This is a genomic window from Methylomonas sp. BG-2 (assembly GCF_057766305.1).
The window spans coordinates 1-23,595 of record NZ_JBYMAP010000005.1 but is presented as its reverse complement, the minus strand read 5'-3'; the positions used below and the strand labels follow the sequence as shown (position 1 = coordinate 23,595).

The window sequence follows — 23,595 nt, the reverse complement described above, 5'->3', positions numbered from 1 at the left end:
GGAGAATCGACATGCAAGGCGACAAAAAAGTCATCGAATATTTGAATAAAGTGTTGGAAAACGAACTGACCGCGATCAACCAATATTTTTTACACGCGCGGATGTTCAAGAATTGGGGTTTGCATAAACTCAACGAAAAGGAATATCACGAATCGATCGACGAAATGAAACACGCCGACCGCTTGATCGAACGAGTGTTGTTTCTGGAAGGTTTGCCCAATCTGCAAAGTTTGGGGCGGTTGATGATCGGCGAGAACCCCAAGGAAATGCTGGAATGCGATCTGAAGCTGGAACAACTGGCACTGCCGTTGTTGAAGGAAGCCATCGCCTACTGCGAGTCGGTCGCCGACTATATTTCGCGCGAATTGCTCGAGCATATTCTGGAAAGCGAGGAAGAACACATCGATTGGCTGGAAACTCAGCTGGATCTGATCGAAAAACTTGGCATTCAAAATTACCTGCAATCGCAGATGTAATCCCCGCGTCCTCTCGGCCAGCCGCTTTCACGCGGCAGGCCGAGACGGCGCTTCATTCTTTTCAGCTATTTTTCTCTTGATCCCCGTTCGCGCTGAACCGGTTGCCCGCGGTGCCGGTGTCTCGGCCTGTTTTTTTCGAATTCATTGCGGACCGTGGGCCGCGCCAATTCGATTTTTCCCCACGTCCAGCAGAATCGCCGGTTTCTCGCTAAAATGACAGCTTGATTCTCTAACGGCCGGACGAACTAGCGACAGCGCATCGACTGTCCGACGACCAAGGCCAACGACCGCCAGTTCGGTGTCTACTGAAGGGATTTATGCTGCAAAACGCCTTTACGCTCGAATCATTGTTGGAGACTCACGATCTGCCGTTCGTGATCATCAATGCCGATTTAAGGATCGTCGCGGTGAATCGCGCTTGGGAATTGAGTTTTGGCGTCGATAGGCAACAGCAGATCGGCCGGCCCTGTTGCGCCGATAGCGGTCGCTGTCGGCATCGGCAATTGTTCCAATCCTTGGAAGGTTACGCGGGTGTTCACGGCGGTGTCGGCACGGTGCCCGCCGATCTGTCGTTCAACGTGCGGGGATTTCCGCTGCTGGATGCCGACGGCACGCTGTATTTAGGTGAAACCCTGGCCCCAATCAGCAAACCGACCGGGGCATATAACGGGCCGACGATGATAGGCCAGTCGGCGGCATTTACCCGGTTCAAATCCACGTTGCTGCAAGCCGCCGTCAGTCAGGCGCCGGTGATGCTGTTGGGCGAAACCGGTACCGGCAAGGAATTGGCCGCCGAATTCGTGCATCGCCAATCGCCGCGCGCCGACGCCGATTTCGTCATTGTCGACTGCACGATACTCGGCGAGGATTTGTTCGAAAGCGAATTATTCGGCCACGAGAAAGGTGCGTTTACCGGCGCCGCCGTCGCGAAAAAAGGTCTGTTCGAATTGGCCAACGGCGGTACGTTGTTTCTCGATGAAATCGGCGACCTACCGCTGTCGCAGCAACCTAAGCTGCTCCGAGCCCTGGAAAGCGGGCAGTTTCGCCGGGTGGGCGGCACGACCATGTTAAAGTCGGACGTGCGCATCGTCTGCGCCACGCACCGGAATCTGGCCGAAATGGTTAAGGCCGGCCGATTTCGCGAGGACTTGTTCTATCGCTTATCGGTGTTTCCGGTTGACGTGCCGCGCTTGCGCGACCGCAAACAGGATCTGCCGGTGTTGATCGATTTTTTTCTGGAGCAGCTTAGCGGTCGCGACGGCCGTGCCTATCGGCTGAACCAGCCGGCTTTAATCAAATTGCTGCAATACGGCTGGCCGGGCAATATCCGCGAATTGCGCAATTGCCTGCAACTCGCCGCCGGCTTGTCGCAAAACGGCGTCGTTTCGGAGGCTTGCGTGCATTTCATGCAGCCGCTAAGCCAAGCCGCGCCGGCCGACGAACTCGTCGCGCCCACGCCGGAGCGTCGGCCCAGTTTGAGCAGTTTGGCTGAATTGGAGGCCGATTTCATCAACAGCCTGATCGTCAAGTATCAGGGTAACCGCAAGTTGATCGCCGCCGAAATGAATATTAGCGAGCGCACGCTTTATCGCAAACTAAACCGTCTGAATTTGAATTAGGCCGCGGAGCACATCGTTATGGAAGCCAATCTTATCAACTGGACCTTAACCAGCATCAGCCCGCAACGCAACGGATTCACGCCGCCGCGCGACATGCGGGAGACCGTGGCGCAAATCAAGGCTTTGCCGCCGTTGCCCGGCAGCGCTATGCGTATCTTAAAGCTGACTTCGGACCCGCATGCCGATGCCGCCAAGTTGGCGGAAATCATCGAGCTCGATCCCTTGTTGACCGCCCAGATCATTCGTTGGGCCAGTTCGGCGCTGTATGGTTACCGGGGCAAGATCACCTCGGTGCACGATGCGATCACCCGAGTATTGGGTTTCGATTTCGTTATGGATTTGGCTTTGGGTTTGGCGGTATTGGCGCCGTTAAAAGCGCCCAAGGACGGGCCGATCGGCACCCGGATGTTTTGGACGCATGCGCTGGCCAGCACTCAGTTGATGGCCAAATTGGCGGCGGCGATGCCGGAGCCGAGTCGGCCGTCGACGCAAGCCTTGTTTTTGGCGGCGCTGATGCACAACATCGGCTTCCCTTTGCTGGGACATCGCTTCCCGGACGAATTCGGCTATTTGAGCGGTCTGATCGCCGCCAACCCGAGCTTGGTGGTGTTTCACCTGGAAAACTTCGCGTTCGGCGTTAATCATGCCGAAATCGGAGCCTGGCTGATGAACGATTGGTCGATGCCGCGATTGGTGACCGACATCGTCTACCATCACCACAACCCTTGTTACCGGGGCGACAATTACCTGTTGAATTTGCTGACTTTCGCAAACGACAGCTTGCTCGGCGAACTCGGGATAGGCGATGCCGCCAATCAGAGCTGTTCCGAGCAGGCGGTCGAGCAATTGGGCTTGACGCCCGCCGTGTGCCGGGAAGTACTGGACAATCTGAATGACGATCTGGCCAAAGTCGTTGCCACCGCCGAACAACTCACCGAATAAACTCGCGCCGGGTTAGTCGCGCATGACCGCATTGCGGCGGTCCTTGCGTTTTAACACGCCGCCCAATATCCACATCTGGTACATCGATACCGTCCACATGAACGCGAACGCCACGCCGAGGCCGGCACCTGCGAGAATCACCAGCAGCGCGAAATGCGGGTTCAGCTTGGTCAACCACCAGGACGCGATGTCGATCAGCAGAAACAAATAGGGCATCACAACAGCCGGATATTTGTACTTACAAGGCACTCCGGTGCTAAAGCTGAAAATAATGCCGACAAACATAAAAATAAAACTGATCCCAAACAAATGGATGTGGGAGATGCGAATCAACGATTGAAACGTGGCGCCTTCATTAGAGGCGGCGAGTTTTTTCAGATTTTCGAGCTTGGCGAAGTCGGGCAGCGAGCTGTTGCCGGCGTTGTGGCACATCAGGCAACGCGTTTCGACGATGGATTTGATGTGGCTGTTGTACTCCGCGTCCTCGGCGCCGTCCCGCACCCATTGGATGATTTTGAAGCGCTCCTGGTCGGGAGCGTTGTACTTCATCGACCCGTTCAGCTTCGATTCCAACACCGAACCGGACCGGTCGCCGTAATAGCTGTAGACGATGTCGTCCAACGATAGGCCGAATTTGCCGTCGGCCATGCCGTGGGTGAACAGGATTTGGATTAGCGCCATCAGATAACCGGCGCCAACCGTGGTCAGATAACCACTGAACAACAGTTTGATCGAAGTGCCGAAGCTGACTAGATTGATGCCCTTGCCGGAGCGGTCGAGTGTGGGGGGATCGCAGTTCATGGCGGAATTCCGAAGCTAGACGAAAATGCCGCCCGACGCGCTGGGCGTCGGGCGGGCGAGGGCGTTTTTGCGCTCGCTATTGTTGACTATTCTGGTAGTACAAGCCAAGTGCCTCGATCTCCGGATCGCTCAAGGTTTCGGCCAGCACCCGCATTCTGGCGTAGATGTCGTTGTGGCGTTCACCGGATTTGAAGGCGCGCAAGCTGGCGGCCAGATAATCGCCGCTTTGGCCGGACAGCGCCGGCACATCCTGGGCTTGCCCCTTGCCGTCGGTGCCGTGGCAAACCTCGCAAGGCGGCAATAAGCGCTGCTTGTCGCCGCGCTTGACCAGGTTTTCGGCGGTCGGATAGGCGCCTTTCGCGTTCGCCGACAAAATCGCCGCCGGTTGACTTGAAAACCAGGCTGCCAGATCGGCCGCGTCTTGCGGTGTCAAACCTTGGGCGATGCCGTTCATCAGCGGATTTTGCCGACTGCCGTCGCGGTAGTCTTGCAGTTGCTTGAACAAATAAGTCGGCAACTGGCCGGCCAGCGACGGATAGGTGGGCACCGCGCTGATACCTTGTTCGCCATGGCAGGCCGCGCAAGTCTTTGCCAGTTCGCGGCCTTTTTGCGAATTACCGGATTTTACGAAGTTTAATTGCTCGGCGGTCCACGCCACTTTCGACGAGGGATCGGCGCAAACCAGCGCCGGTGTCAATATCGCGATTAAGCGGATTAAGTTTTTCATGATCAGACCCCCCATCTGCCGGAACCGAAGGTTTCCATCAGGAAAAATTGCAAAATCGGGTAACCGAACGCAATCAACATGAATACCGCGATTACCGCGTTCCATAATCCGAAACTGTTCAAATAGGCCGGTAAATCCCGGACCGGATGAATCGGTTCGGCGTATTCGACTTCGCCGCGGTAGGCGTTGGTGCCGCACTGGGTTTTATACAGGTTATACAGCAGCATGCCGGACGATACCAACAGGATGGTGCCGCCGAAGATCATCGTGACTTCGTAGGGCTCCCAGGACAGCGTCAGCAAGTTGTTGTAATTGACGCTGTCGATCCGGCGCGGCTGGCCCAGCAGACCCAGGATGTGCCACGGCGTGGTCATGATGATCATGCCGACGAACCAAGTCCACAATTGGGTGACCGCCAGTGACGGGGAATGCAGCGGTTTGCCGGTCAACACCGGCCAGAAGTAATAGGCGATGCCGAAATACATGATGATGGTCGTGCCGCCGAAAATCAGATGAAAATGGCCGGAGACCCAGGCCGTGTTATGCACCATCGCGTTCATCGCATAGCTGGCGTTGACCAGGCCGCCGAAGCCGCCGAAGATCAGCATCAACAAGCCCAAGATCAGCGCCAGCACCAATGGATTGGTCCAGGGCAGCGCGGCGATCCAGCCGAACAAGCCCTTGCCGCCGTTCAGTCGCCCGGCGATTTCCAATGAGGCGATGACGGTGAAACCGGTGATGAAGGTCGGCAACGTGACGACGAAGGTGCCGATCGCGTGCAGGATTTTCCAACCGTGGCCCTGCTCCGGGTCCATGTACAAATGGTGAAAGCCGATCGGCAGGCTGAAGACCACCAATAAAATGAACGCGGCTCGGGCCATTTCGTCGCTGAACAAATAGCCGCCGGCCTGTTTGGGAACCAGCGTGTAAAACGCGGTATAGGTGGGAATCAGCCAGAAATACACGATGGGATGCAAAGTCCAGGCGAACAGCGTCCGGGCCAGCCCGGCGTCTATCGTGTCGATCCAGCCCAGGGCCCACGGAATCAACTGAAACAGCACTTCCACCGCGACGCCGACGCTGGTCCACAGCCACAGAATCGCGTTGGCTGTTGTGGCGAACATCGCCAGCGGTACCGCTTGGCCGGGATTGGCTCTTTTCCATTGCGAATACATGACGATCATCGACACGCACCAAAACCACGAGCCGACCACCAGCAAGGTCGCGCCAATGTAAAACAACGGGTGGGCCATCAATGGCGGATAAAAGGTAAACAACACCGAGGCCTTGCCCAGCAGCAGCGGCAACGCGGCCAGCACCACGCCGGTCAGAGCCACGCCGAACCCGCTCCAAGCAAAGCTCAGGTTCCAGACTGGCAATTTCAGCGTGCTGGTGGCCACGTAGTAACCAAAGCCCATGATGAAAAACGTCGTCAGTACAAAGCCCATCAGCACGCCGTGGGTACTGACCGAGGCGTAATACACTTCCCGCGACTCCAAAAAGCCGAAGAAGCCGCTGCGTTCAACGACTTGGTACAGCCCCATCAACGCCGCCAAGCCGAAGGCGGCGAACGCGACCCACAGATGGGTCAACGCCAGTTTTTTCTCGTTTAGGTTATCCACGTTGTGCTCCCCTTTGCTTGGCCAGCGCGTCCCACTCGGCCTTGCCTACCACTTTGATGTTGCTCCACATATGGGCGTGGCCCATGCCGCAATACTCGTTGCACAGCAAGGGATAGTCGCCGGTGTGGTGCAGTTCGGTCTTGACCTGGGCCACATAGCCCGGCACGATCATCGTGCTCATATTGGTCATCGGCATGTGGACGCCGTGGATCACGTCCAGGCTGACCCAGCGGAAGGTGATCGGCGTTTCGGCCGGCACGGTGAGGGTTTTCGGGAAAAAGCCGTAGCGGCCGGCGACCATGCGCACGGTAACGCTGCCGTCCGGATTGCGGCTGGCGCCGAGTTGGTCCTCGGCGAATTCCTTGGATAGGTGCAGTTTGGCTGAGTCTATGGTTTCGACATTGCTCGGCGCGTGTATGCCGTGCATCAGCGCCGAACCGAGAATCGCCGAGACAAATACACCGGCAATGCCCAGCGCCACGCCGGCCCAATTTCGTTCCAATTTATCGATATGCATGGCGCCCCCTCAACCGATATGGCCGCGCGGCAGGAACACGCCGTAATACATCAGTAGCCAGGCGACCAGCATGCCGCCGCTGACGATCAGCATCAGCGCCCAGGTGCCGACCGGCGAGCTTTCCAGGATTTTTTTACGTTCTTCTTCGCTTAATCGAGTCATACCCATCCTTCCTGTTTAATATTTTTTTAGGAATTGAGCAATAAGCGCCGACTCGCGGCCCGTCATTCTTGGCGATGACTATTCCCTGGTTATTGCTGGGGGGATCATACCCTGATCGCGCCCGGACGCAAAACGCCAGGGTGGCGCCCGCGCGCCGACCGGTTCAATGCGGGTGGGCGTTGAGGCGATACAGCTTGTAATCGACGAATTCGCCGGCTTCGGTCAGGGTTTCGGCGTGAGTCAGTTCGATGTCGAAATGTTCGGCGAAAAGGTGCCGTACTTCGGCGGCGATCTCGGGTGGCGGGGCGACCGCTTCCTCGGTTTCGGCTTCCTCGGCGGTCAACAGAAAAATCTTGTCGGTATCGGGCAGAATGCGTTCCAGATGCGCGACATAGAGTTTACGCACATCTTCCGGCAACGCGGTCAATGCGGCGCGGTCGTAAACCGCGGCGACGGCGCCGAGGTCGGTTGCGGTCAGCGAAAAAAAATCGCCGCACAGTATCGTCAGGCGACCATGCCGCCAAGCCACGAATTTGCCGATTTTTCGCCGGCTGGGTTTCAGACGGTTCTCGCGGAAAAACGCCGCGACCGCGACCGGGCTGAGTTCGATGCCGACCACTTCGTGGCCCTGTTCCAATAACCAGATCAAATCCAGACTCTTGCCGCACAACGGTACGAATACGCGACTACCCTCGGCCAAGTCCTGGCCGTTCCAAAAGCGGCGCAACAATGGATTCACCGCGACTTGGTGAAAATCGTCGCGTTGGTCGCGCCAAAATTGCAGCCACAGCGGATTGTCGCGGCCACTGGCGGCGGACGATAACGTGTCACGGGTTTTGATGGCCGTTGGAATGTGTGGGACTCGGTTGGACATGGCTAGCTCACTATGCGGTAAGGTTGTGCTTCGGAAAGGTTCTGATCGAACGGGCACAACGCTTCGCGAGAAGAGCGATGCAGGCCGAAAAGGCGCTTGCGGCGGCGGAGCGGCTGTGTCAACAGGGCTCGCCGGGTCAAGGGTAACACGTGGGCCGGCGGTCGCGTTGGAATTTGTCCGGTTTGGCGCGGGCCAAGCCGCGCTTCGGCCCCGGCACGGGTCTGGGTTATAATGCCAGCTTTTTTAAAATCAGCGAGTCGTAACATCGTGGACGTAAGCCGTTACATGCAGCAATTGGGCAAGCAGGCCAGACAGGCCGGTCGCGAAATCAGCAAGGCCGATACCGGCCGCAAGAATCTGGCCTTGTTGAAAATCGCCGAAGCGTTGCAAGCCAACGCTTCGCGCCTGATCGACGAAAACGCCAAGGACTTGCAAGCCGCCCGGGCCAACGGTCTGGACGCCGCTTCGTTGGACAGGTTGGATCTGACGCCGGCGCGCATCGAAAACATGGTTGAGGGCTTGACCCAAATCGCCGCGCTGCCCGACCCGGTCGGCGAAATCACGAATCTCAGTTACCGTCCGACCGGTATCCAGGTCGGACAAATGCGGGTGCCGCTGGGCGTGATCGGCATCATTTACGAGTCCAGACCGAATGTCACCGTCGATGCCGCCGCGCTGTGCCTGAAAGCCGGTAATGCCTGCATTTTGCGCGGCGGTTCCGAAGCCATTCATTCCAATCGCGCCATCGCCGCCTGCATTGCGCAGGGCTTGGCCGAGGCCGGCTTGCCGCAGCTGGCGGTGCAAGTCGTTGAAACCACCGACCGCGCGGCGGTCGGCGCGCTGGTGACGATGCAGGAATTTGTCGACGTGATCGTGCCGCGCGGCGGTAAGAGCCTGATCGAGCGCATCAGCGCCGAGGCGACCATTCCGGTCATCAAGCATCTGGACGGAATTTGCCACGTTTACATCGACGCCAAGGCCGACCTCGAAAAGGCGGTGGCGATCGCGTTGAACGCCAAAACCCATCGTTACGGCGTCTGCAATGCGATGGAAACGCTGCTGGTCGCCGAATCCGTTGCCGCCGCGGTATTGCCGATTCTGGCCGAAAAGTACGCCGAAAAGGGCGTGGAATTGCGCGGCTGCCTGAAAACCTGCTCATTGATTCCGGGCGCGCTTCGGGCCGGCGAAGCCGACTGGCGCACCGAATACCTGGCGCCGATTCTGGCTATCAAAATCGTCGCCGGCATCGACGAGGCGATAGACCACATCAACACCTACAGCTCGGCGCACACCGAAGCCATCGTCACCGAGGATTTCACGCTGGCCCGGCGTTTCTTGCGCGAAGTCGATTCCAGCTCGGTCATGGTTAACGCCTCGACCCGTTTCGCCGACGGCTTCGAATACGGCCTTGGCGCCGAAATCGGCATCAGCACCGATAAATTGCACGCGCGCGGACCGGTCGGCTTACACGGCCTGACTTCGCTGAAATACATCGTATTGGGCGACGGGCATATCCGCCAATAATGATCGGCGTTTACGGCGGTACCTTCAATCCGGTTCACTACGGGCATTTGCGAACCGCGTTGGAAGTGAGCGAGTTGTTCGAATTGGACGACCTGAAAATGATTCCGTGCCGGGTGCCGGCGCATCGCGGCGAGCCGGAGGTTTCGGCGGAACATCGCTCGCGGATGCTGGAACTGGCGGTGGCCGGCACGCCGGGCTTGAGCGTGGATAGACGCGAACTGGATCGGTCCGGCCCGTCGTATATGGTGGATACCCTGCAATCGCTGGCGGCGGAGATGCCGGCGTCCTGCTTGGTACTGTTCGTCGGTGCCGACGCCTTCGCCGGCTTGGAAGGCTGGCACCGTTGGCGGGACCTGTTCGATTACGCTCACATTGTGGTGATGACCCGGCCGGGCTTTCAACCCGCGCTACGCGGCGATTTTTTGCGAGCCCGTGTCGCGGCGCGGCGGGACGCGTTGCGCGAAGCCGGGGCCGGCAAGCTGTTTTTTCAAACGGTGACCTTGCTGGACATTGCCGCGACCCAAATCCGCCGGATCGTCGCCGACGGGATGAGTCCGCGATTTTTATTGCCGGACGCCGTTCTGGCCTATATTCAACAACATCAACTTTATCGAGCAAGCTCGACACCTACGGAAACCTGAATGCAAAGCACCGAATTAGCCCAATTGGTCGAAACCGAACTGGACCTGCGCAAGGCCCTGCATATCGCGACGTTGGACGTGCGCGACAAGACCAGCATCACCGATTTCATGATCGTCGCGACGGCAACCTCGGCGCGCCACGCCAAGTCGCTATGCGATTACGTCGTCGTAAAAGTCAAGGAAAACGGCCTTCAACCGATCGGCACCGAGGGCGAGCAAGGCTCGGATTGGGTCTTGCTGGATCTTGGCGACGTGATCGTGCATGTGATGACCGGCCAGGCCCGCGAGTTCTATCAATTGGAAAAACTCTGGTCGGTACCGGCCAAATCCGCCTAAGCCCGGAGCCGGCGCGGCCGATTTAAATTGGCCGCCTCCTCAAGAATTCGGCCGGTCAGTCGATGACTAGGCTAGCCCGAGGAGGAATTATGAACACCCTAAAACTGCTGCAAATCATCCCGTTGCTATGGCTGGCGGGCTGCGCCGGGCCGGCCGGCAAATCCGCCACTCTGTCCGAGTCCAAAACGCTAAGCGCCAGCGGTATCAGCCGCTTCGACGACAGCGGCGCGCTGAACGTCAAGCAACGCTGGCAGCAAGCCCAGCAGAATGCCAAACTCGACGCCTACCGTGATTTGGCGGCTCAACTTTATCGGGAGCCGTTGCCCAACGGCTCGACGGTCGGCGCCCAAGTGATGCGCGACGAAGCCTATCGGATTTACGTCGATAGCTATTTGCGCGAAGCCCGTCCGGCAGACTACCGTACCGTCCGCGATCATCTGAAAGCCTCGTTGGACCTGACCTTGACGCCGCGCTTTTATCGCTGCATGGCCGGCGGCGCGGAGCAGGTCGGGCTATGCCAGCAACAGGACCAAAAGCTGGCGTTCACCCGGCTGGGCTACCGGGAGGCAACCGTGGTTTCCGCGAATCTGGCTTGCGGTAACCGGGACTGTAGCGACCAATATCATGTCGGCGGTTTTGCCAAGCAACCCAATGTCGTTGACGATGTCTTGCTCGATGCCGGCATGTACGACAGTGAATGGACAATCAACACCGGCGCGCGTACGCTGTTGAATTATTTCCTGACGACCGGATTTCTGAATGCGCTGTAACGGCTTTAGCCTCGTTTTGTCGATATTACTGTTGGCCGGCTGCGGCGGCGCCGGGACGCGCGGCGATCACGCTGGGGGCTTGGACGCCGCGCGCCAGGTCAGCGCCGAGGGTAGCGCCGCGATCGCCGGCGGCAATCGCGAGGCGGCTCGGCGGGCCGCGATCGACAATGCGGTCGATGCGGCTTCGGCGCGGTTGCGGCGCGGCAATCGCGGCGACATGCTCATCAGCGACATCAAGGTGGTCGACGAATGGCAGGACGGCGGCGCCTACCACGTGCAAGTGCTGGCGATGCTGTCCGACAACGAACGTTGCGCGTCGCCCTATCGCAAAAAGATTGTCGCGACCGGATTTCCGATTATGAACGCCGATCAGCTCAGCGGTACCGAGAGCCAGGACTTGTACAGCGGCATTCCTCGGGAAATCAACAATCGCTTGATGGAAACCGGCGATTTTATCGGCCGCAACCTGACCAATGCCGCGCTGTACGCCCGCCCGGACATCGCGCCGGAGTTGGCGCCCGCCGAAGGCAGCGGCGAATCCATGGTTTTGAACGTCGCCCGTCAGAATAACGCTCAGTTTGTACTGTCCGGCGTGATACGCGACTTTCGGCTCGAATCCACCGAGTTCGTGCGCGGTACCGGCGTGTTGGCCGATTTGAAATCGCTGGTCCGCGATTTTGTCGGTCGGCGCAGTATCGGCATCGACGTGTTCATCCACGACGGTTTTACCGGGGCGCTATTGTTTCAGCAGCGCTATACCGACTCCATTGTCGGCGATGTCAGCCTGCCGACCGGCTACACGGTCGGTAGCGACCGCTTCAACGCGACGCCGGCCGGCCATAAGATCGACGAGATCATTACCGAGGCAGCGGAAGACATACATAAAATGTTCGGCTGCTATCCGTTCGCGACGCGAGTGGCGCGGGTCGAAGCCGGTCGCGTCGTCATCGCCGCCGGGGCGCAGGATAAGGTCAAGGTCGGCGACAAATTGATGGTGTATCCGCTGGCCCAGAATCGGGCCGACACCGGCTTGGGCGATCCCAGCGGCATTTTGACCGTTGTCGATGTCAGTGCCGCGACCGCCGCCGGTCAAATGGACGCCGGCGCCGCGATGGTCCGGCCCGGCGATTGGGTCAAGAGTTTTCAGTCGCGTTAAACCGGCTCCGCCAGCAAGGCTTCGATGTCGCCGCGCAACGTCTCCGGAGCGGCCAGTGGCGCATAGCGTTGTTTGACGCAACCATCCCGACCGATTAGAAATTTGGTGAAATTCCATTTGATCGCTTCCGAACCGAGCACGCCCGGCGCCCCTGCTTTGATAAAAACGTATAAGGGGTGAGCACCCTCGCCGTTGACCTCGATCTTTTCGAACATCGGAAAGTCGATTTGATAGTTCGTGTCGCAAAATTCGCCGATCGCGCGGCTGTCACCGGGCTCTTGGGCGCCGAATTGGTTGCAGGGAAAGCCCAACACCGCGAAGCCCCGGTCGCGATATTCGCGGTAAAGCGCTTGCAAGCCTTGGTATTGCGGGGTGAAGCCGCAACGGCTGGCGGTATTGACGATCAACAGCACTTGGCCGCGGAAGGCGTCGAGCGACAATGGCGCGCCTCTCAAGGTGTTGGCGGAAAACCGATAAATAGTATCCATGTTGCGTTGGTCGATGAATATGGCGGGCCCGGACCGGCCGAAGCCGGTTCGGGGCTTTGGTGTTCAGGCCGGAAAGCCGCCGTCCAGGCGTTTGTCCAGTTCGGTTTGCAGCAGTGCCGCGTAATGGCGCTTCAACACCGAGTCCTCGGGCAGTTGCGCTGATTTGGGCAAGGGGCGGGCCGGCTCGTTGCCGATAGCTGTCGGTGCCGGGTCCGCCGCGGACGGCGTTCCGAGCGCCGCTTTTTGCAGGGCATCGTAGTGTCGGCGCAGCACCGAATCGGTCGGATAAGGTCTCTCCCGTTGCTCGCGCTCGGCTAGACGCATCGCCAGATAATGGCGGCGCAGTACCGAATCTTCCGGGATCGCCGGGTTGTTCGCGGCGCGCGGCGCGGATACCGCGGAGACCGTGCCGAGGTTGACGGGCGCGGCGCTCGGTTTCGCGGGCTCGGCCCGCGTCGGTTCCGCCGCGGGCGGCGTGCTTGGGTCTTGGGCGTTCGCGCCGGGTGGTATTGCCGAACCCAGCGTTGCCATGTGCTTGGTTTCCAGCTGCCGACGTTTGGCGATCTTGCGTTTGATCGCCCAAATCAACAGACCCAGCAGCAATAGCGAAAAGATAGTTGCGACGACGATAATTTGGATCATGAGCTTTCCCCTGGTTATTGTTGTTATCGATCCGGAATGGATGTCGGGCCTACCGTGGTTTCCGGCTGAAACAGGCCCGGCGGCGCGGTTCCGGTTGGAAGCATCGCTGCGTTACCGCGTTCCGTTCGTCCTGGTGCCGGCGCTAGCGAGGTGGTAGCGCTTTCGGGTCGCGGCGATCGGTCGGCGGCGGGCCGGCCAATCGGGACGGTTTATATCATAAATTGTTGAAAAACTTATGAAGTTTATGTGCGGCGGCGTCAATGTCATTCTATCGTCGGTACGCTGACCTGAGTCTGGCGGTAATTGCCGACGAAGGGCGCGGTATAGTTGGTCGTGGCGGTCTGGTCGGACGAGTGTATCGATCCGGCCGGATAGCCGCAGGGGCCGCCCGCGCATTGCGTGCTGAGGGACGGCGACGAGAACAGCAGGATTTGCGGGCTGTAATAACTCATGATGGTGCCGAACAGGTTGTCTATGCCCCAGGCGTAGGAATAGTCGAACTTGCCTTGCAAGTTGCTAAATTCCCGGTCGTGGACATTGCCGAGATTGTGGCCGATTTCGTGGGCGAAACTGCCGGTCTGGCAGTAGTAGTTATCCGATTCCAAGGAGTAGCCGTCGCCGACCACCGCGTAGGCCCAAAACGGGAAGGCATCGCCGCCGTTGTAGAATCCCTGGTAGGCGATGCCGCACATCTGGCCGGAAGCCAGATGGTAAAAAGGGCGGAAAAAAACCACTAAATCGGCGCCGTAGCGGTTGCGTAGCGCCTCGACGTTGGCAAACGCGCCGTTACCGGCGCCCAGATCGTCCAGGGCCGTGTCGTTGCGGTTGGTTTCGGTGTAGGTGCTTGCCTCGGTATGCACCAAGCGCAGAGTGGCATGGATGCCAGAGTCCCGGTAGGCTTGATTGCTAATATCGACCAAATACTGAATGCGCTGCTTGGCGTAGGTCGCGCTTTGGCCGACCGTGGTGTAGAGCACCATCACGTCGATGACGCTGTTATCGGCGTTACCTCCGCCGTTGTTGCCATTGCCGTTGTTACCGTTATTTTCGGTATTGCCCCCGCCGGTCTCGTTGAGCCGGGCGGTGTAATCCGCCTCGGCTTTTTCGGCCTTGGTATTGGCTTTTTTATAGGCGGCAATCTTTTTGTTGTAGGCGGACAGCGCCGATTTTTCGGATTTCTTGACCGCCTTCAAGTTGGTGTTGGCCTGTTTTTCGGCGGCTTTGGCGGCATTCAGCGCGGCCTTGGCGTCGGCGACCTCCGCTTGCAACGTTGCGTCCTTGGGCGCCGATTTCAGCGTTTGTTTTCGGCTGGCCAGTTCGGCTTTGGCCGAGGCGGTGTTTGCCTTGGCCTCGGTTAACGCGGCTTGCGCATTGGCGACCAGTTGCTGGTTATCGGTGTAGTTGCCGTAAAGATTGGTGGCCTCTTGATTCAGCGTGTTGGCGCTGGCCCGTAGCGATTCGGCCTTGGTCCTGAGGGTTTCGGTCGATACGCTGGCCTTGGCCATCTCCGTCGGCGCCGCGAGGCCGGCCGGTTCGATATGGTCGCCGTCGAAACCGCCGGCCCGGAGGCCGGAGTTGCGCAAGTCCACCAATACGGTGGCGGCGCCCGCGCTTTCGATCAAATATTCACCGTCCGGCGTGTAGAGATTGCCCATCAGGCCGGCCCCGCCGAGCGACAGATTCAGCCGGTAGCCCAAACCTTCGTCGGCGAGATGACCGATCCAGGTCGATGAGCCGTCGGCATGGTCGATGCGGCGGTCGTGTTCGATTTGGTATTGACCGATCGGCAGATCGAGAAGCGCGCGGTCGCCGGCTGTCAGTCGGCGCAATTGGTTTAACGGCAACTCCAGCGGCATGGCCGAGCCGGGTTTCAAACGGCGGTAACGCTCGGGCAGATCGTCGGTCTTACGCGGTTCGATAGCGGTGACGGCGGATGACGGGTCCACAAGGCCGTTTTGACGGCGGCCGCTGACCAGCACCGAGCGAATCGCGCCGGGCGCGCCGACCAGCGTGTAGTTGTAATCCGCCAACAGTTGCGCCAGTGCCGCCGGCCAATCGGCGGCGGCCAGCTTGCGATTCAAACGGTCGGACTCCAGGCCGGCGGCGATCTGAAAGCCGAAGCCACCGCGATTGGCGATCAATGCCGCGGCCTGGGCCAGGGTTTGATCGCGAACCACGTGATAAATCGGATGCGGCGGTTCCGCGAGAAGCGCGCGTGCGCCGTCGGCCTGAGCGCTGGTAGCACCAAGCCAGATAGCCAGCAGGGAATAGTATAAGTTCGGTTTTATTTTCATCCGCCGGGAACCTCGAATGTGACGGGCTTCGCAATTTTTGATCAAGAATACCACAGCTCGGAGTTGCGGAAAACCGATTGACGAAAGATTTAGCCCGTTAGGAAATAGTCCGGTTAAAACCATAAAAAAGCTGCAATAAATGCCGGGGCCGTGTATCGTTTCCAGGCCGGAGTTCGGAATTACCGGGCCGCGCGGCGAGAGGAGGCCACCGGCGTGGCCGTTTTGTCTGATTTTTTGATACGGATTCACTATGTGTTTTAGCGCCGATATGTCGTTGGGCTTGGGCGTCGCGGGTTTGGCCGCGGCAACCGTGACTGTGCTCGATAAGGACGAAGCGTTTTGGGTCAGGTTGGCCCGCGCTTACGCGATTTTTCATTTCTCGCTGATGGAATTCATTCAGTTTTTCGCCTATCCGGTCGCCGACCAATGCGGCTACGGTACCAATCTGCTGCTCAGTGAATTGTCCTCGGTACACATCAGCCTGCAGGCCTTCGCCATCATGCCGGCCCTGGCGACGTATTCGAGCGACCCGACAGCGTTGAAGAAAGCCTTCATCGCCGGCGCGAGTTTGAGCGGCTTGTTTCTGGTGTTCGGCCGGCTGCCGAATGACTGGCAATTGTTCGGTCTGGAGCCCAATTTCATTGGCCGGATGAACTCCTGCCTGTTCATGGGCATTTATCATATCGGTTATGCCATCTCCAGCGCCTTCGGCACCTTGGTGACCCATGGCTCATTGTTCGCGTTGGCGCTGAGCGGTTTCGTCTGGAAGCACAACTGGCGGATCGCCTCGTATCATTTCGGGATGGCGATGATGACGCTGTTCATGCCGCAATGGCTGTTCGGTGTCAGTACCGGCGAGGCTGCGGCGATGTATTGCTTTTATTCGATTCCGATCACCGCCAGCTTCATGCCTCAATTCAAAAAACTGTTCGCGGCGCGGCCGGACGATTGGTCGGGGCGCTTCGCCAAGCAGCAATCCTGAATCTGGCCGGGCCCCGGCCCGGCTTTTTCCCCGCCGCCTAACTTTTAGGCGCGGCGTCCGCGTCTGCCGAGCATCGCCGCCATTCCGGATGCGAACAGCAGCGCACCGCTTGGTAACGGTACCGCGACGACACTCAGGTTGAAATCGGCGGCAATCGCGACCGGTCCCCGGTTCAAAAAAATCAGGCCTTGATTCGGATCGGCCAAATCGCCATGTATGCCGACGACGGCAGTACCGGCCGCCAGCGCACGAAAATACAGCGTCGCGAGTGTCATCGTTGCCGGCGTATCGTTTACGCTCAATCCGGGGAAGGCCGAACCGGCGGCGGTTAGGCCCACGGCCGCCGAATCGTCGTTGAACACCGGATTCACGCTGGCGCCGGTCCATTCCAGGCGTTCGCCGTCCAGGTCGCCGAAGTTTAGACCGAAGGCCAGCAGCAATTCGTCCGGGTCCGCATCGCCGAACAGGTCGCGAACGACCACGTCGGCCGCGAAGGTTTCGCCGACCGTGACGGTCGCGCTCCGCGGAATCAGGCTAAGGCTCAACGTGGCGGCCTCCGCCGCCGGCCACCAGCCGATGGCGGTCAAAATTAAAATACAGCTCAATGTTTTCATGGCAAGTCTCGGTAAGTGAAAGTGAAAAGCCGCCGGCCGGCGGCGCCGGCTTAGAGGCCGGTCGCGGCGGTTTGATACCGCTGGTAGTGGCCATACCAGGTGCGGTAATCGGCGTAGGACACACAACCGTTTTGGTCGTAGTCCGCTTCGCGGTTGAAACCGGGCCGGTTCGCGCATTGGCCGATTTGCGCTTTGGCCGCGGCGGCGTCGGTGCTGTCCACATCGCCGTCGTTGTCCAAATCGCCGGCCACGAATAATTGCACTAACAACGGGTCGTGGTCGGACGAGCGATAAGCGTCGGCGGCGTAAAAGTCGGCGATCTGTCCAGCCGATTTGAACTCCTCGTTGTAATCCAGCGCTCTCGGCTCGTCGGCGTTGATGTGCCATTCGGACACGGCCTTGACTTGCGGCGTCAGGCTGGCGTTGGCCAAGGCGTGGTCGAGATAGCCGGAAGCCCCGTCGAACACGTAGCTGTAAGCGGCGTGTTCGCCGACCAGATTTTCCAGCAGATTGTGATAGCCGGCGGTTTTTAAGGTACTGATCGGGTCTTCCCGCGCATAGCTGTTCAAGTCGCCGACGATCAGCGCGTTGCCGGCACCGGCGTGGGTGGGGTCGCTGGCCAGCCAGTCAGTCAGCACTCGGGCGGCGGCGGTTCGGGTCAGGTTGCAATTGCCTTGGCCGTCGCCGCTATCCGGGTCGTTAATGTCGTCGCAAGCCGAACCCTTGGATTTCAAATGATTGACCGCGACGGTCAGCAATTTGTTGGCGCGTTTGTCGCGGAAGGTCTGGGCGATGGTCGGCCGGTTCTTGGTATCGACGAACGCCGGATCGAAGGCCGCGGTCAGAATGGCCGCGCCGCCGACCGGCGTGGCTCTGGCCGGTTTGTAAATCAGACCCACGGCGATTTCGTCACTGCCCACCGGCGCGACGCCGGGGTCGATAAAGGCATAGGTCCCGGCGCCTGCGGCCTGGTTTAGGCCGGCCACAAGATCGGCGATCGCGCTGTTGGCGGCGTAGCCGTCGTTCTCGATTTCCATCAGGCCGATCACGTCGGCGTTCAGGCGAGTCAAAGCCGCGACGATTTTGGCGCGTTGTTTGGTGAATTCGGCCGGGGTATCGGCGCCGCGCGCGGTCGGGAAGCCGCCGCCGTTGCCATCGCCGTTGAAATAGTTCAAGACGTTGAAGCTGGCAACCTTCAGCGATGCGCGCGGGTCCGCCGTTGGCGCCGCTTCGCGGGGATTGGCTGCGACCAGCGCCAGCGCTTGGGTAGGTTGCAAACGGTAGGCGCCAAAGTCATAGGCCAACACGCCGGTAGCGCCGTTCAGGCTGTCTCCGACCCGTAAGGTATTGGCGGCGCTTAGGCCGGCCGGTTGCGGGTAAATGAGCGGATCGGGATTTTGCAGGTTGGCGCCATCGTCGATCAGTAGCTGGTTGGCCAGGTTTTGCGCGGCGACGGCCTGGGCCGGCGCGCCGGGCTCGGCCACTTGGGTCGGCGTCAGCAGGCGGCCGCCCGACGACACCAGGAATTCGCCGTAGCGGGCCAGATTGTAGTTTTCCGTGACGGTTAAAGTTTGTGGTAGCGTTACCAACATGCCTTCGCGGCTTTCCTGCGAATTTTCGACGCTGAATGGAAGTTCGATAGCCACGGCGGCCGGCAAGGTTTGCCCGCCGGCGCAAACCTGCAGCGACGAGACGTTTTCCAGACGGGTCATGCCGTAGGTTTCGGCGACGCCGCCGGTGATGCGGACCCGGTCGCCGACCGCGATTTGCGCAGAGGCGGCGATGAACAGGCCTTCGGAGCTGGCGGGATCGGCGTCGGCTTCCGGGTCGGCTTGCTGGACGAAGAAGCCGTTCAGTTTTGCGCCGCCGCTGAAATCTGCGGTGACGATGGCCTCGATGGTCTGGATCGTGCCGGTCAAGGGGCTGCCGGCGCCGTTGCCTTGAATCGCGCTAATCGCGGTGGCGGGATCGCCGCATTCGCCGGTGGGTTCCGGCGGCGCGGCGGCGAAACTCTGGCCGGTGTTGGTGGTGCCGAAGTTATCGTCCGACGCGCCGGCCCAGGCGAAGTCTTCGTAAACCTGACCGCTGCCCCGCAGTTGTAACGAAAAACCCGCCGGGGTGGCGCTGGATTCGGATACGCCGATGTCGGTGCCGGCGAGGCCGGCGGCCGGTCCGCCGTTTGCCGTGAACGTGCCTTCGTAGCTTAAAAATTGCACGGCGACTTGATGGGCATCCACCAGCGCAATGCCGTCCGGCGCGCCGTTTTGGATGCCGTCGCTCGGAAACCCGAAGCTCAAGGTTCCATGGCCGGTGCCGGATTGGTCGGCGATGACGCCGCTAAGCGTCGCGGTGCGGTAACTGGCGCCGCCGTTGCCGTTGTATAGCACCAGCGACCAGCCGCTCAGGTCCGTGCCGGCCGGGCCGGCGATTTCAACGGCTTCGCCGCTGTCGGTGCCGGTGTTGTCGTAGTGAATTTCGTTGATGAATACCGGCGTGGCGGCTTGGGCGCCGCCGAGCAAGCTCAGCGCGGCCAGTGTTGTCAACGCCGGCTTGAAAGTGGTCTGAATCCTGAACATGGTCGGAGGATCTCGGGAAAGTAAAGACACGAACAGGCGCGAGGCCCGGCCCGGCTCAATCCGGCCGGAAGCCCGGCCGAGTCGGGCCGCGCGGGTGGGTGAGCCGGCGCTCATTCTGGCGTTAAAACGCCTGCGCTGGGTTACGGATGCGTGACGGTTTGCGGAAGATTGCGTGAAATGTAATACGGGTTCGGGCCGATATTTTGTGCCGCGCGGCGGCGGCCGGCGCGGCCGGCGGGCTTACTGCCAACCGGCCAGCGTGCGCTGATAGAAAGCGGGGTCTTCAACGGTGGCGCCGTGCCGGCCCACCAACGCGGACGCGAAATCCTGGGCACGGCGCAAAGTGAGTGGTAATGGCCAGGCGGAGGCGATGCCGTGCAACAGTACGGCGGCAAAGGCGTCGCCGGCGCCGACCGTGTCCGCGACTTCCAACCGGGCGTTCGGGGTAACGCCGAGCAGCTCGCCGTCGGGTGTCAGCGCCAGAGCGCCCTCTTCGCCGCAGGTGACAAAAATGCCTTGCAAGTCGAACTCCCGGACGATCAGACGCATTTTGTCGGCGATGTCCTGGCTGCCGGGGAAGAGTTGGGTCAGCTCGGCGTCGTTCAATTTCAGCCAGTCGGCACCGGCGATCAAATCGAATATGCGGCCCGGTTGCCACCAAGGCGCCCGCAAATTCACGTCTAAAAACACCGGCCCGCGCCAGGTGTTCGCCAGATCGGCCCAAGTCTGGCCGGACACCTCGCCGCGCAACGCCAGACTGCCGTGATAGATCAGGCCATCGCTATTCGCTGGTTGGACCGGCTGGATAAAGTCGTAAGCCTGGCGGTCGAGAATCTGGTAATCGGGTTGGCCGTCGGTTATGCTGACCGCAACGGTGCCGGTTGGTCTGGTCGGGTCGATTTGCAGATTTGACGGGTCTATGTCCCAGCGCGCCATCGCGGCCAGGATGTCGTTGCCCGCCGCGTCGCCGCCGATCCTGCTGATAAAGCGGGGCTGATCGCCGAAGGCTTGCAGATGCCAAGCGACGTTGAACGGCGCGCCGCCCAGAACCCGGCTGCCGTCGGGGAAACAGTCGAACAACACTTCGCCGAATAACGTAATGTGGGCTTTGTTCATCGGTTGAATCGTGGATGGTGGTACAAGTTACTTACGATAGTCAAAGCCGGCGAAATTGCCAACGTATTTGCGCCTTATGGTCGTTTTGGGGCGATGGCGCGCGGAGTTTGCGCCAACTTGGTGCGTTAGGCGGCGGCAATGGGCCGCCGGGGCCGGGCCGCGATCGTTTGATTGGGTTGGCATGTGGATTGCTGTAAGGAGCTTATGAAGCCACTGAATTATTTCGACGAAATGCGGACACCCGACGGCAGTGTGCGGGCGCTCTATCAACCCTTTGCGGACTGGTTGGACGGCATCGATCAGGCGCAACTGATGCAAAAGTCCCGAGAGGCGGAGATGTTGTTTCGTCGGGTCGGCATCACCTTCAACGTCTATGGCGACGAAGCCGGCGCCGAACGGCTGATTCCGTTCGATGTCGTGCCGAGAATTCTGGCGGCCGGCGAATGGCGGCAATTGGCCGACGGCGCGATTCAGCGGGTCCGGGCCTTGAACGCCTTTCTGAACGACCTCTACCACGACCGGGAAATCGTCAAGGCCGGCATCGTGCCCGCCGGCATTCTGGAAAACGAAATGTACCGTCCGGAGATGCAGGGCGTCGCGGCGCCGGGTGGTATCTACGCACACATCGCCGGTATCGATATTGTCCGTACCGGTGAGAATCAGTTCTACGTGCTGGAGGACAATTTGCGGACGCCGTCCGGCGTGTCCTATATGTTGGAAAACCGCAAAATGATGATGCGCTTGTTCCCCGAACTGTTCCGCCGCTACGCGGTGGCGCCGGTCGAGCACTATCCGCAAGTGTTGTTGAACAATCTGCGCGCGGTGGCCCAGCCCGGCGTGCAGGACCCGACCGTGGTGTTGCTGACGCCGGGAGCCTATAACAGCGCCTATTTCGAACACGCGTTCCTGGCGCAGCAGATGGGTATCGAACTGGTCGAGGGCCAGGATTTGTTCGTCGAGGACGACCAAGTCTTTATGCGCACCACCGACGGTCCCAAGCAGGTCGACGTGATTTACCGGCGCATCGACGACGATTTCATCGATCCGAAAGCCTTCCGCCCCGATTCGCTGCTCGGCGTGCCGGGCATCGTCGAAGCCTACCGCAATGGCGGCGTGACGCTGGCCAACGCGATCGGTACCGGCGTGGCCGACGACAAGGCCACTTATACCTATGTCCCCGACATGGTTCGGTTTTATCTGGGCGAGGAACCGATTCTGTCCAACGTGCCGACCTACAAATTGGCCGAAGCCGACGACCGCAAATACGTATTGGAGCATCTGGACGAATTGGTGGTCAAGGAAGTACAGGGTTCCGGCGGTTACGGCATGTTGGTCGGCCCCACCGCGTCCAAGCAACAAATCCTGGAATTCCGCGACCGCATCCTGGCCGATCCGGATAATTACATCGCCCAGCCCACTTTGGCGCTATCGACCTGTCCGACCCTGGTCGAAGCCGGCGTGGCGCCGCGCCACGTCGATTTGCGGCCCTTCGTGCTGTCCGGCAAGACCGTAACGTTGGTGCCCGGCGGTCTGTGCCGGGTGGCGATGCGCGAAGGTTCGTTGGTGGTCAACTCGTCGCAAGGCGGCGGGACCAAGGATACCTGGGTGTTGAACGAGGACAAACCATGCTGAGCCGTACCGCCGACCATTTGTACTGGATGGCGCGCTACATCGAGCGCGCCGAAAACATGGCCAGGGTCCTGGATGTTACCTACCGGATGTCGCTGGTCGCCAACAGCCCTTACGACGAAGCGGCGCGCTGGAAGCCGCCGGTGCTGATCGCCGACGACATCGAGGTATTCGAACGCGATTACGGCGCCTACACCGCCGCCAACGTGATTCGCTACATGGCGCTGGACGAACGCAACCCGTCCAGCATCGTCAGCGCCTTGGGCGCGGCGCGCGAAAACGCCCGCGCGGTGCGGGTGGCCATGTCTTCGGAAATGTGGGAGACCGTCAACGCCTTGTGGATAGAGCTGCGCCAACGCATTGCCGGCGGGCTGCCCGAAGCCGAGATCAGCGAGTTTTGCGACTGGGTCAAATCCCGCTCGCATTTATTCCGCGGCGTCACCTTCGGTACGATGTTGCGCGACGACGGCTATAAATTTGTTCGGATCGGCAGTTTCGTCGAGCGGGCCGACAACACCGCGCGCTTGTTGGATGCCAAATTTCAACTGTTGCTACCCGACGCCGACCAAACCGCCGAGGTCGATTACTACGAGTGGAGTTCCTTGCTGCGTTCGGTTTCGGCGTTCGAGGCCTATCAGAAAGTGTTCCGCGACACGTTGGAACCTTGGAAAGTCGCCAAATTGTTGGTGCTGCGCGACGACATGCCGCGTTCGTTGCACGCCTGTTACGACGAATTGGCCCCGATACTGGAGCAGTTGTGCGGCCGGCGCGGCCGCGAATGCCTGCGTCTGGCCGGCGAAAACCACGCCCGCCTGCATTACGGCCGGATGAACGATATCGTTAGCACCGGTCTGCACGTGTTTCTGCAAGATTTCATCGCCCGCAATAACGCGCTGGGCGTCGAGATACAGCGTACCTTCCTGAACGGTCCGTCTTGAAAAACGCCATCGGGCGCCGGGCCGACTCGGTTAACGGATAGTTGGGCACGACATAGGAGTTCACTGAATGTTTAGTGGTTTGCTGGAAGTTGTCGAGTCACATTGCCGCGATGCTGATATGAAGTTCACACCAGAGCAACACAAAGAGT

23 protein-coding genes are annotated in these 23,595 nt (G+C 59.9%); 11 read left to right on the top strand and 12 right to left on the bottom strand.

What is annotated here, in order from left to right; translation table 11 throughout:
* The first annotated feature begins 11 nt into the window (after positions 1-11).
* The 3 genes from bfr to AC3B8H_RS01125 all read left to right on the top strand — a co-directional run bounded on the left by bfr (position 12) and on the right by AC3B8H_RS01125 (position 3,037).
* Positions 12-476: a bacterioferritin gene (bfr, locus tag AC3B8H_RS01135; RefSeq protein WP_488439787.1), complete on the top strand. Its 465-nt coding sequence runs from the start codon at positions 12-14 to the stop codon at positions 474-476.
* A gap of 317 nt (positions 477-793) precedes the next feature.
* Positions 794-2,095 carry a sigma-54 interaction domain-containing protein gene (locus tag AC3B8H_RS01130; RefSeq protein WP_488439786.1) on the top strand — a complete coding sequence of 434 codons (1,302 nt, stop codon included), beginning with the start codon at positions 794-796 and terminating at the stop codon, positions 2,093-2,095.
* 18 nt (positions 2,096-2,113) lie between these two features.
* Positions 2,114-3,037, top strand: coding sequence for an HDOD domain-containing protein (locus AC3B8H_RS01125; RefSeq protein ID WP_488439785.1), 924 nt, complete (start codon positions 2,114-2,116; stop codon positions 3,035-3,037).
* Between the two features lie 12 nt (positions 3,038-3,049).
* Here the strand turns inward: AC3B8H_RS01125 and AC3B8H_RS01120 are convergent, their stop codons facing one another.
* The 6 genes from AC3B8H_RS01120 to AC3B8H_RS01095 all read right to left on the bottom strand — a co-directional run bounded on the left by AC3B8H_RS01120 (position 3,050) and on the right by AC3B8H_RS01095 (position 7,740).
* Positions 3,050-3,838 carry an elongation factor-1 alpha gene (locus AC3B8H_RS01120; protein ID WP_488439784.1) on the bottom strand — a complete coding sequence of 263 codons (789 nt, stop codon included), beginning with the start codon at positions 3,836-3,838 and terminating at the stop codon, positions 3,050-3,052.
* Positions 3,839-3,914: 76 nt separating this feature from the next.
* The gene (locus AC3B8H_RS01115) at positions 3,915-4,565 is read right to left on the bottom strand and encodes a c-type cytochrome (RefSeq protein ID WP_488439783.1); all 651 of its coding nucleotides are present in this window, start codon (positions 4,563-4,565) and stop codon (positions 3,915-3,917) included.
* Between the two features lie 2 nt (positions 4,566-4,567).
* Positions 4,568-6,187, bottom strand: a complete 1,620-nt coding sequence (locus AC3B8H_RS01110) for a cbb3-type cytochrome c oxidase subunit I (protein WP_488439782.1) — start codon at positions 6,185-6,187, stop codon at positions 4,568-4,570.
* A complete protein-coding gene (locus AC3B8H_RS01105) occupies positions 6,180-6,704 on the bottom strand; it encodes a cupredoxin domain-containing protein (protein WP_488439781.1) in 525 nt (174 codons plus the stop codon). Before AC3B8H_RS01105 ends, AC3B8H_RS01110 begins: the two co-directional genes overlap by 8 nt.
* A gap of 9 nt (positions 6,705-6,713) precedes the next feature.
* Complete coding sequence (locus AC3B8H_RS01100) at positions 6,714-6,866, bottom strand: hypothetical protein (RefSeq protein ID WP_488439780.1); 153 nt, start codon at positions 6,864-6,866, stop codon at positions 6,714-6,716.
* Between the two features lie 163 nt (positions 6,867-7,029).
* Positions 7,030-7,740 (bottom strand): thiopurine S-methyltransferase, encoded by a 711-nt coding sequence (locus tag AC3B8H_RS01095; RefSeq protein ID WP_488439779.1) that lies wholly within the window; start codon positions 7,738-7,740, stop codon positions 7,030-7,032.
* Positions 7,741-8,025: 285 nt separating this feature from the next.
* On the opposite strand from AC3B8H_RS01095, the gene AC3B8H_RS01090 reads away from it, so the two are divergent.
* From AC3B8H_RS01090 to AC3B8H_RS01070, 5 genes are all read left to right on the top strand, one after another.
* Entirely contained in the window at positions 8,026-9,264 is a 1,239-nt protein-coding gene (locus AC3B8H_RS01090; RefSeq protein WP_488439804.1) for a glutamate-5-semialdehyde dehydrogenase, read from the top strand.
* Positions 9,264-9,905 (top strand): nicotinate-nucleotide adenylyltransferase, encoded by a 642-nt coding sequence (gene nadD / locus AC3B8H_RS01085; protein ID WP_488439778.1) that lies wholly within the window; start codon positions 9,264-9,266, stop codon positions 9,903-9,905. Before AC3B8H_RS01090 ends, nadD begins: the two co-directional genes overlap by 1 nt.
* Complete coding sequence (rsfS, locus tag AC3B8H_RS01080) at positions 9,906-10,241, top strand: ribosome silencing factor (protein ID WP_488439777.1); 336 nt, start codon at positions 9,906-9,908, stop codon at positions 10,239-10,241.
* 89 nt (positions 10,242-10,330) lie between these two features.
* Positions 10,331-11,011, top strand: coding sequence for a hypothetical protein (locus tag AC3B8H_RS01075; protein WP_488439776.1), 681 nt, complete (start codon positions 10,331-10,333; stop codon positions 11,009-11,011).
* A complete protein-coding gene (locus AC3B8H_RS01070; protein WP_488439775.1) occupies positions 11,001-12,167 on the top strand; it encodes a flagella assembly protein FlgT middle domain-containing protein in 1,167 nt (388 codons plus the stop codon). The genes AC3B8H_RS01075 and AC3B8H_RS01070 overlap by 11 nt, the downstream gene beginning before the upstream one ends.
* On the opposite strand, the gene AC3B8H_RS01065 is transcribed toward AC3B8H_RS01070, so the two are convergent.
* The 3 genes from AC3B8H_RS01065 to AC3B8H_RS01055 all read right to left on the bottom strand — a co-directional run bounded on the left by AC3B8H_RS01065 (position 12,164) and on the right by AC3B8H_RS01055 (position 15,591).
* The gene (locus tag AC3B8H_RS01065) at positions 12,164-12,655 is read right to left on the bottom strand and encodes a glutathione peroxidase (RefSeq protein ID WP_488439774.1); all 492 of its coding nucleotides are present in this window, start codon (positions 12,653-12,655) and stop codon (positions 12,164-12,166) included. The genes AC3B8H_RS01070 and AC3B8H_RS01065 overlap by 4 nt on opposite strands.
* Before the next feature lie 63 nt (positions 12,656-12,718).
* Positions 12,719-13,297, bottom strand: a complete 579-nt coding sequence (locus AC3B8H_RS01060) for a hypothetical protein (protein WP_488439773.1) — start codon at positions 13,295-13,297, stop codon at positions 12,719-12,721.
* A gap of 263 nt (positions 13,298-13,560) precedes the next feature.
* Positions 13,561-15,591, bottom strand: a complete 2,031-nt coding sequence (locus AC3B8H_RS01055) for a reprolysin-like metallopeptidase (RefSeq protein WP_488439772.1) — start codon at positions 15,589-15,591, stop codon at positions 13,561-13,563.
* 250 nt (positions 15,592-15,841) lie between these two features.
* Here AC3B8H_RS01055 and AC3B8H_RS01050 point away from each other — a divergent pair, with 250 nt between their 5' ends.
* Positions 15,842-16,573 (top strand): DUF5765 domain-containing protein, encoded by a 732-nt coding sequence (locus AC3B8H_RS01050; RefSeq protein ID WP_488439771.1) that lies wholly within the window; start codon positions 15,842-15,844, stop codon positions 16,571-16,573.
* Positions 16,574-16,617: 44 nt separating this feature from the next.
* Here AC3B8H_RS01050 and AC3B8H_RS01045 read toward each other — a convergent pair whose 3' ends face one another.
* From AC3B8H_RS01045 to AC3B8H_RS01035, 3 genes are all read right to left on the bottom strand, one after another.
* Positions 16,618-17,187 carry a hypothetical protein gene (locus tag AC3B8H_RS01045; protein WP_488439770.1) on the bottom strand — a complete coding sequence of 190 codons (570 nt, stop codon included), beginning with the start codon at positions 17,185-17,187 and terminating at the stop codon, positions 16,618-16,620.
* A gap of 50 nt (positions 17,188-17,237) precedes the next feature.
* Positions 17,238-19,763 carry an ExeM/NucH family extracellular endonuclease gene (locus tag AC3B8H_RS01040; RefSeq protein ID WP_488439769.1) on the bottom strand — a complete coding sequence of 842 codons (2,526 nt, stop codon included), beginning with the start codon at positions 19,761-19,763 and terminating at the stop codon, positions 17,238-17,240.
* A 240-nt stretch (positions 19,764-20,003) separates the two neighbouring features.
* Positions 20,004-20,879, bottom strand: a complete 876-nt coding sequence (locus tag AC3B8H_RS01035) for a carbohydrate kinase family protein (RefSeq protein ID WP_488439768.1) — start codon at positions 20,877-20,879, stop codon at positions 20,004-20,006.
* Between the two features lie 204 nt (positions 20,880-21,083).
* Here AC3B8H_RS01035 and AC3B8H_RS01030 point away from each other — a divergent pair, with 204 nt between their 5' ends.
* Both AC3B8H_RS01030 and AC3B8H_RS01025 read left to right on the top strand, forming a co-directional pair.
* Positions 21,084-22,511: a circularly permuted type 2 ATP-grasp protein gene (locus AC3B8H_RS01030; protein WP_488439767.1), complete on the top strand. Its 1,428-nt coding sequence runs from the start codon at positions 21,084-21,086 to the stop codon at positions 22,509-22,511.
* On the top strand, positions 22,505-23,446 hold the full coding sequence (locus AC3B8H_RS01025; RefSeq protein WP_488439766.1) for an alpha-E domain-containing protein: 942 nt from the start codon (positions 22,505-22,507) through the stop codon (positions 23,444-23,446). Before AC3B8H_RS01030 ends, AC3B8H_RS01025 begins: the two co-directional genes overlap by 7 nt.
* Positions 23,447-23,595 lie beyond the last annotated feature (149 nt).

Excerpts from the sequence above, each read along its gene's own strand:
- AC3B8H_RS01030 (WP_488439767.1), top strand. The coding sequence starts at position 21,084 with ATGAAGCCACTGAATTATTTCGACGAAATGCGGACACCCGACGGCAGT.
- AC3B8H_RS01095 (WP_488439779.1), bottom strand. The coding sequence starts at position 7,740 with ATGTCCAACCGAGTCCCACACATTCCAACGGCCATCAAAACCCGTGAC.
- AC3B8H_RS01040 (WP_488439769.1), bottom strand. The coding sequence starts at position 19,763 with ATGTTCAGGATTCAGACCACTTTCAAGCCGGCGTTGACAACACTGGCC.
- AC3B8H_RS01090 (WP_488439804.1), top strand. The coding sequence starts at position 8,026 with ATGCAGCAATTGGGCAAGCAGGCCAGACAGGCCGGTCGCGAAATCAGC.
- AC3B8H_RS01035 (WP_488439768.1), bottom strand. The coding sequence starts at position 20,879 with ATGAACAAAGCCCACATTACGTTATTCGGCGAAGTGTTGTTCGACTGT.
- nadD (WP_488439778.1), top strand. The coding sequence starts at position 9,264 with ATGATCGGCGTTTACGGCGGTACCTTCAATCCGGTTCACTACGGGCAT.
- AC3B8H_RS01070 (WP_488439775.1), top strand. The coding sequence starts at position 11,001 with ATGCGCTGTAACGGCTTTAGCCTCGTTTTGTCGATATTACTGTTGGCC.
- AC3B8H_RS01045 (WP_488439770.1), bottom strand. The coding sequence starts at position 17,187 with ATGAAAACATTGAGCTGTATTTTAATTTTGACCGCCATCGGCTGGTGG.
- AC3B8H_RS01125 (WP_488439785.1), top strand. The coding sequence starts at position 2,114 with ATGGAAGCCAATCTTATCAACTGGACCTTAACCAGCATCAGCCCGCAA.
- AC3B8H_RS01120 (WP_488439784.1), bottom strand. The coding sequence starts at position 3,838 with ATGAACTGCGATCCCCCCACACTCGACCGCTCCGGCAAGGGCATCAAT.
- AC3B8H_RS01130 (WP_488439786.1), top strand. The coding sequence starts at position 794 with ATGCTGCAAAACGCCTTTACGCTCGAATCATTGTTGGAGACTCACGAT.
- AC3B8H_RS01100 (WP_488439780.1), bottom strand. The coding sequence starts at position 6,866 with ATGACTCGATTAAGCGAAGAAGAACGTAAAAAAATCCTGGAAAGCTCG.
- AC3B8H_RS01115 (WP_488439783.1), bottom strand. The coding sequence starts at position 4,565 with ATGAAAAACTTAATCCGCTTAATCGCGATATTGACACCGGCGCTGGTT.
- AC3B8H_RS01025 (WP_488439766.1), top strand. The coding sequence starts at position 22,505 with ATGCTGAGCCGTACCGCCGACCATTTGTACTGGATGGCGCGCTACATC.
- AC3B8H_RS01060 (WP_488439773.1), bottom strand. The coding sequence starts at position 13,297 with ATGATCCAAATTATCGTCGTCGCAACTATCTTTTCGCTATTGCTGCTG.
- bfr (WP_488439787.1), top strand. The coding sequence starts at position 12 with ATGCAAGGCGACAAAAAAGTCATCGAATATTTGAATAAAGTGTTGGAA.
- AC3B8H_RS01055 (WP_488439772.1), bottom strand. The coding sequence starts at position 15,591 with ATGAAAATAAAACCGAACTTATACTATTCCCTGCTGGCTATCTGGCTT.
- AC3B8H_RS01065 (WP_488439774.1), bottom strand. The coding sequence starts at position 12,655 with ATGGATACTATTTATCGGTTTTCCGCCAACACCTTGAGAGGCGCGCCA.
- rsfS (WP_488439777.1), top strand. The coding sequence starts at position 9,906 with ATGCAAAGCACCGAATTAGCCCAATTGGTCGAAACCGAACTGGACCTG.
- AC3B8H_RS01075 (WP_488439776.1), top strand. The coding sequence starts at position 10,331 with ATGAACACCCTAAAACTGCTGCAAATCATCCCGTTGCTATGGCTGGCG.
- AC3B8H_RS01050 (WP_488439771.1), top strand. The coding sequence starts at position 15,842 with ATGTGTTTTAGCGCCGATATGTCGTTGGGCTTGGGCGTCGCGGGTTTG.
- AC3B8H_RS01105 (WP_488439781.1), bottom strand. The coding sequence starts at position 6,704 with ATGCATATCGATAAATTGGAACGAAATTGGGCCGGCGTGGCGCTGGGC.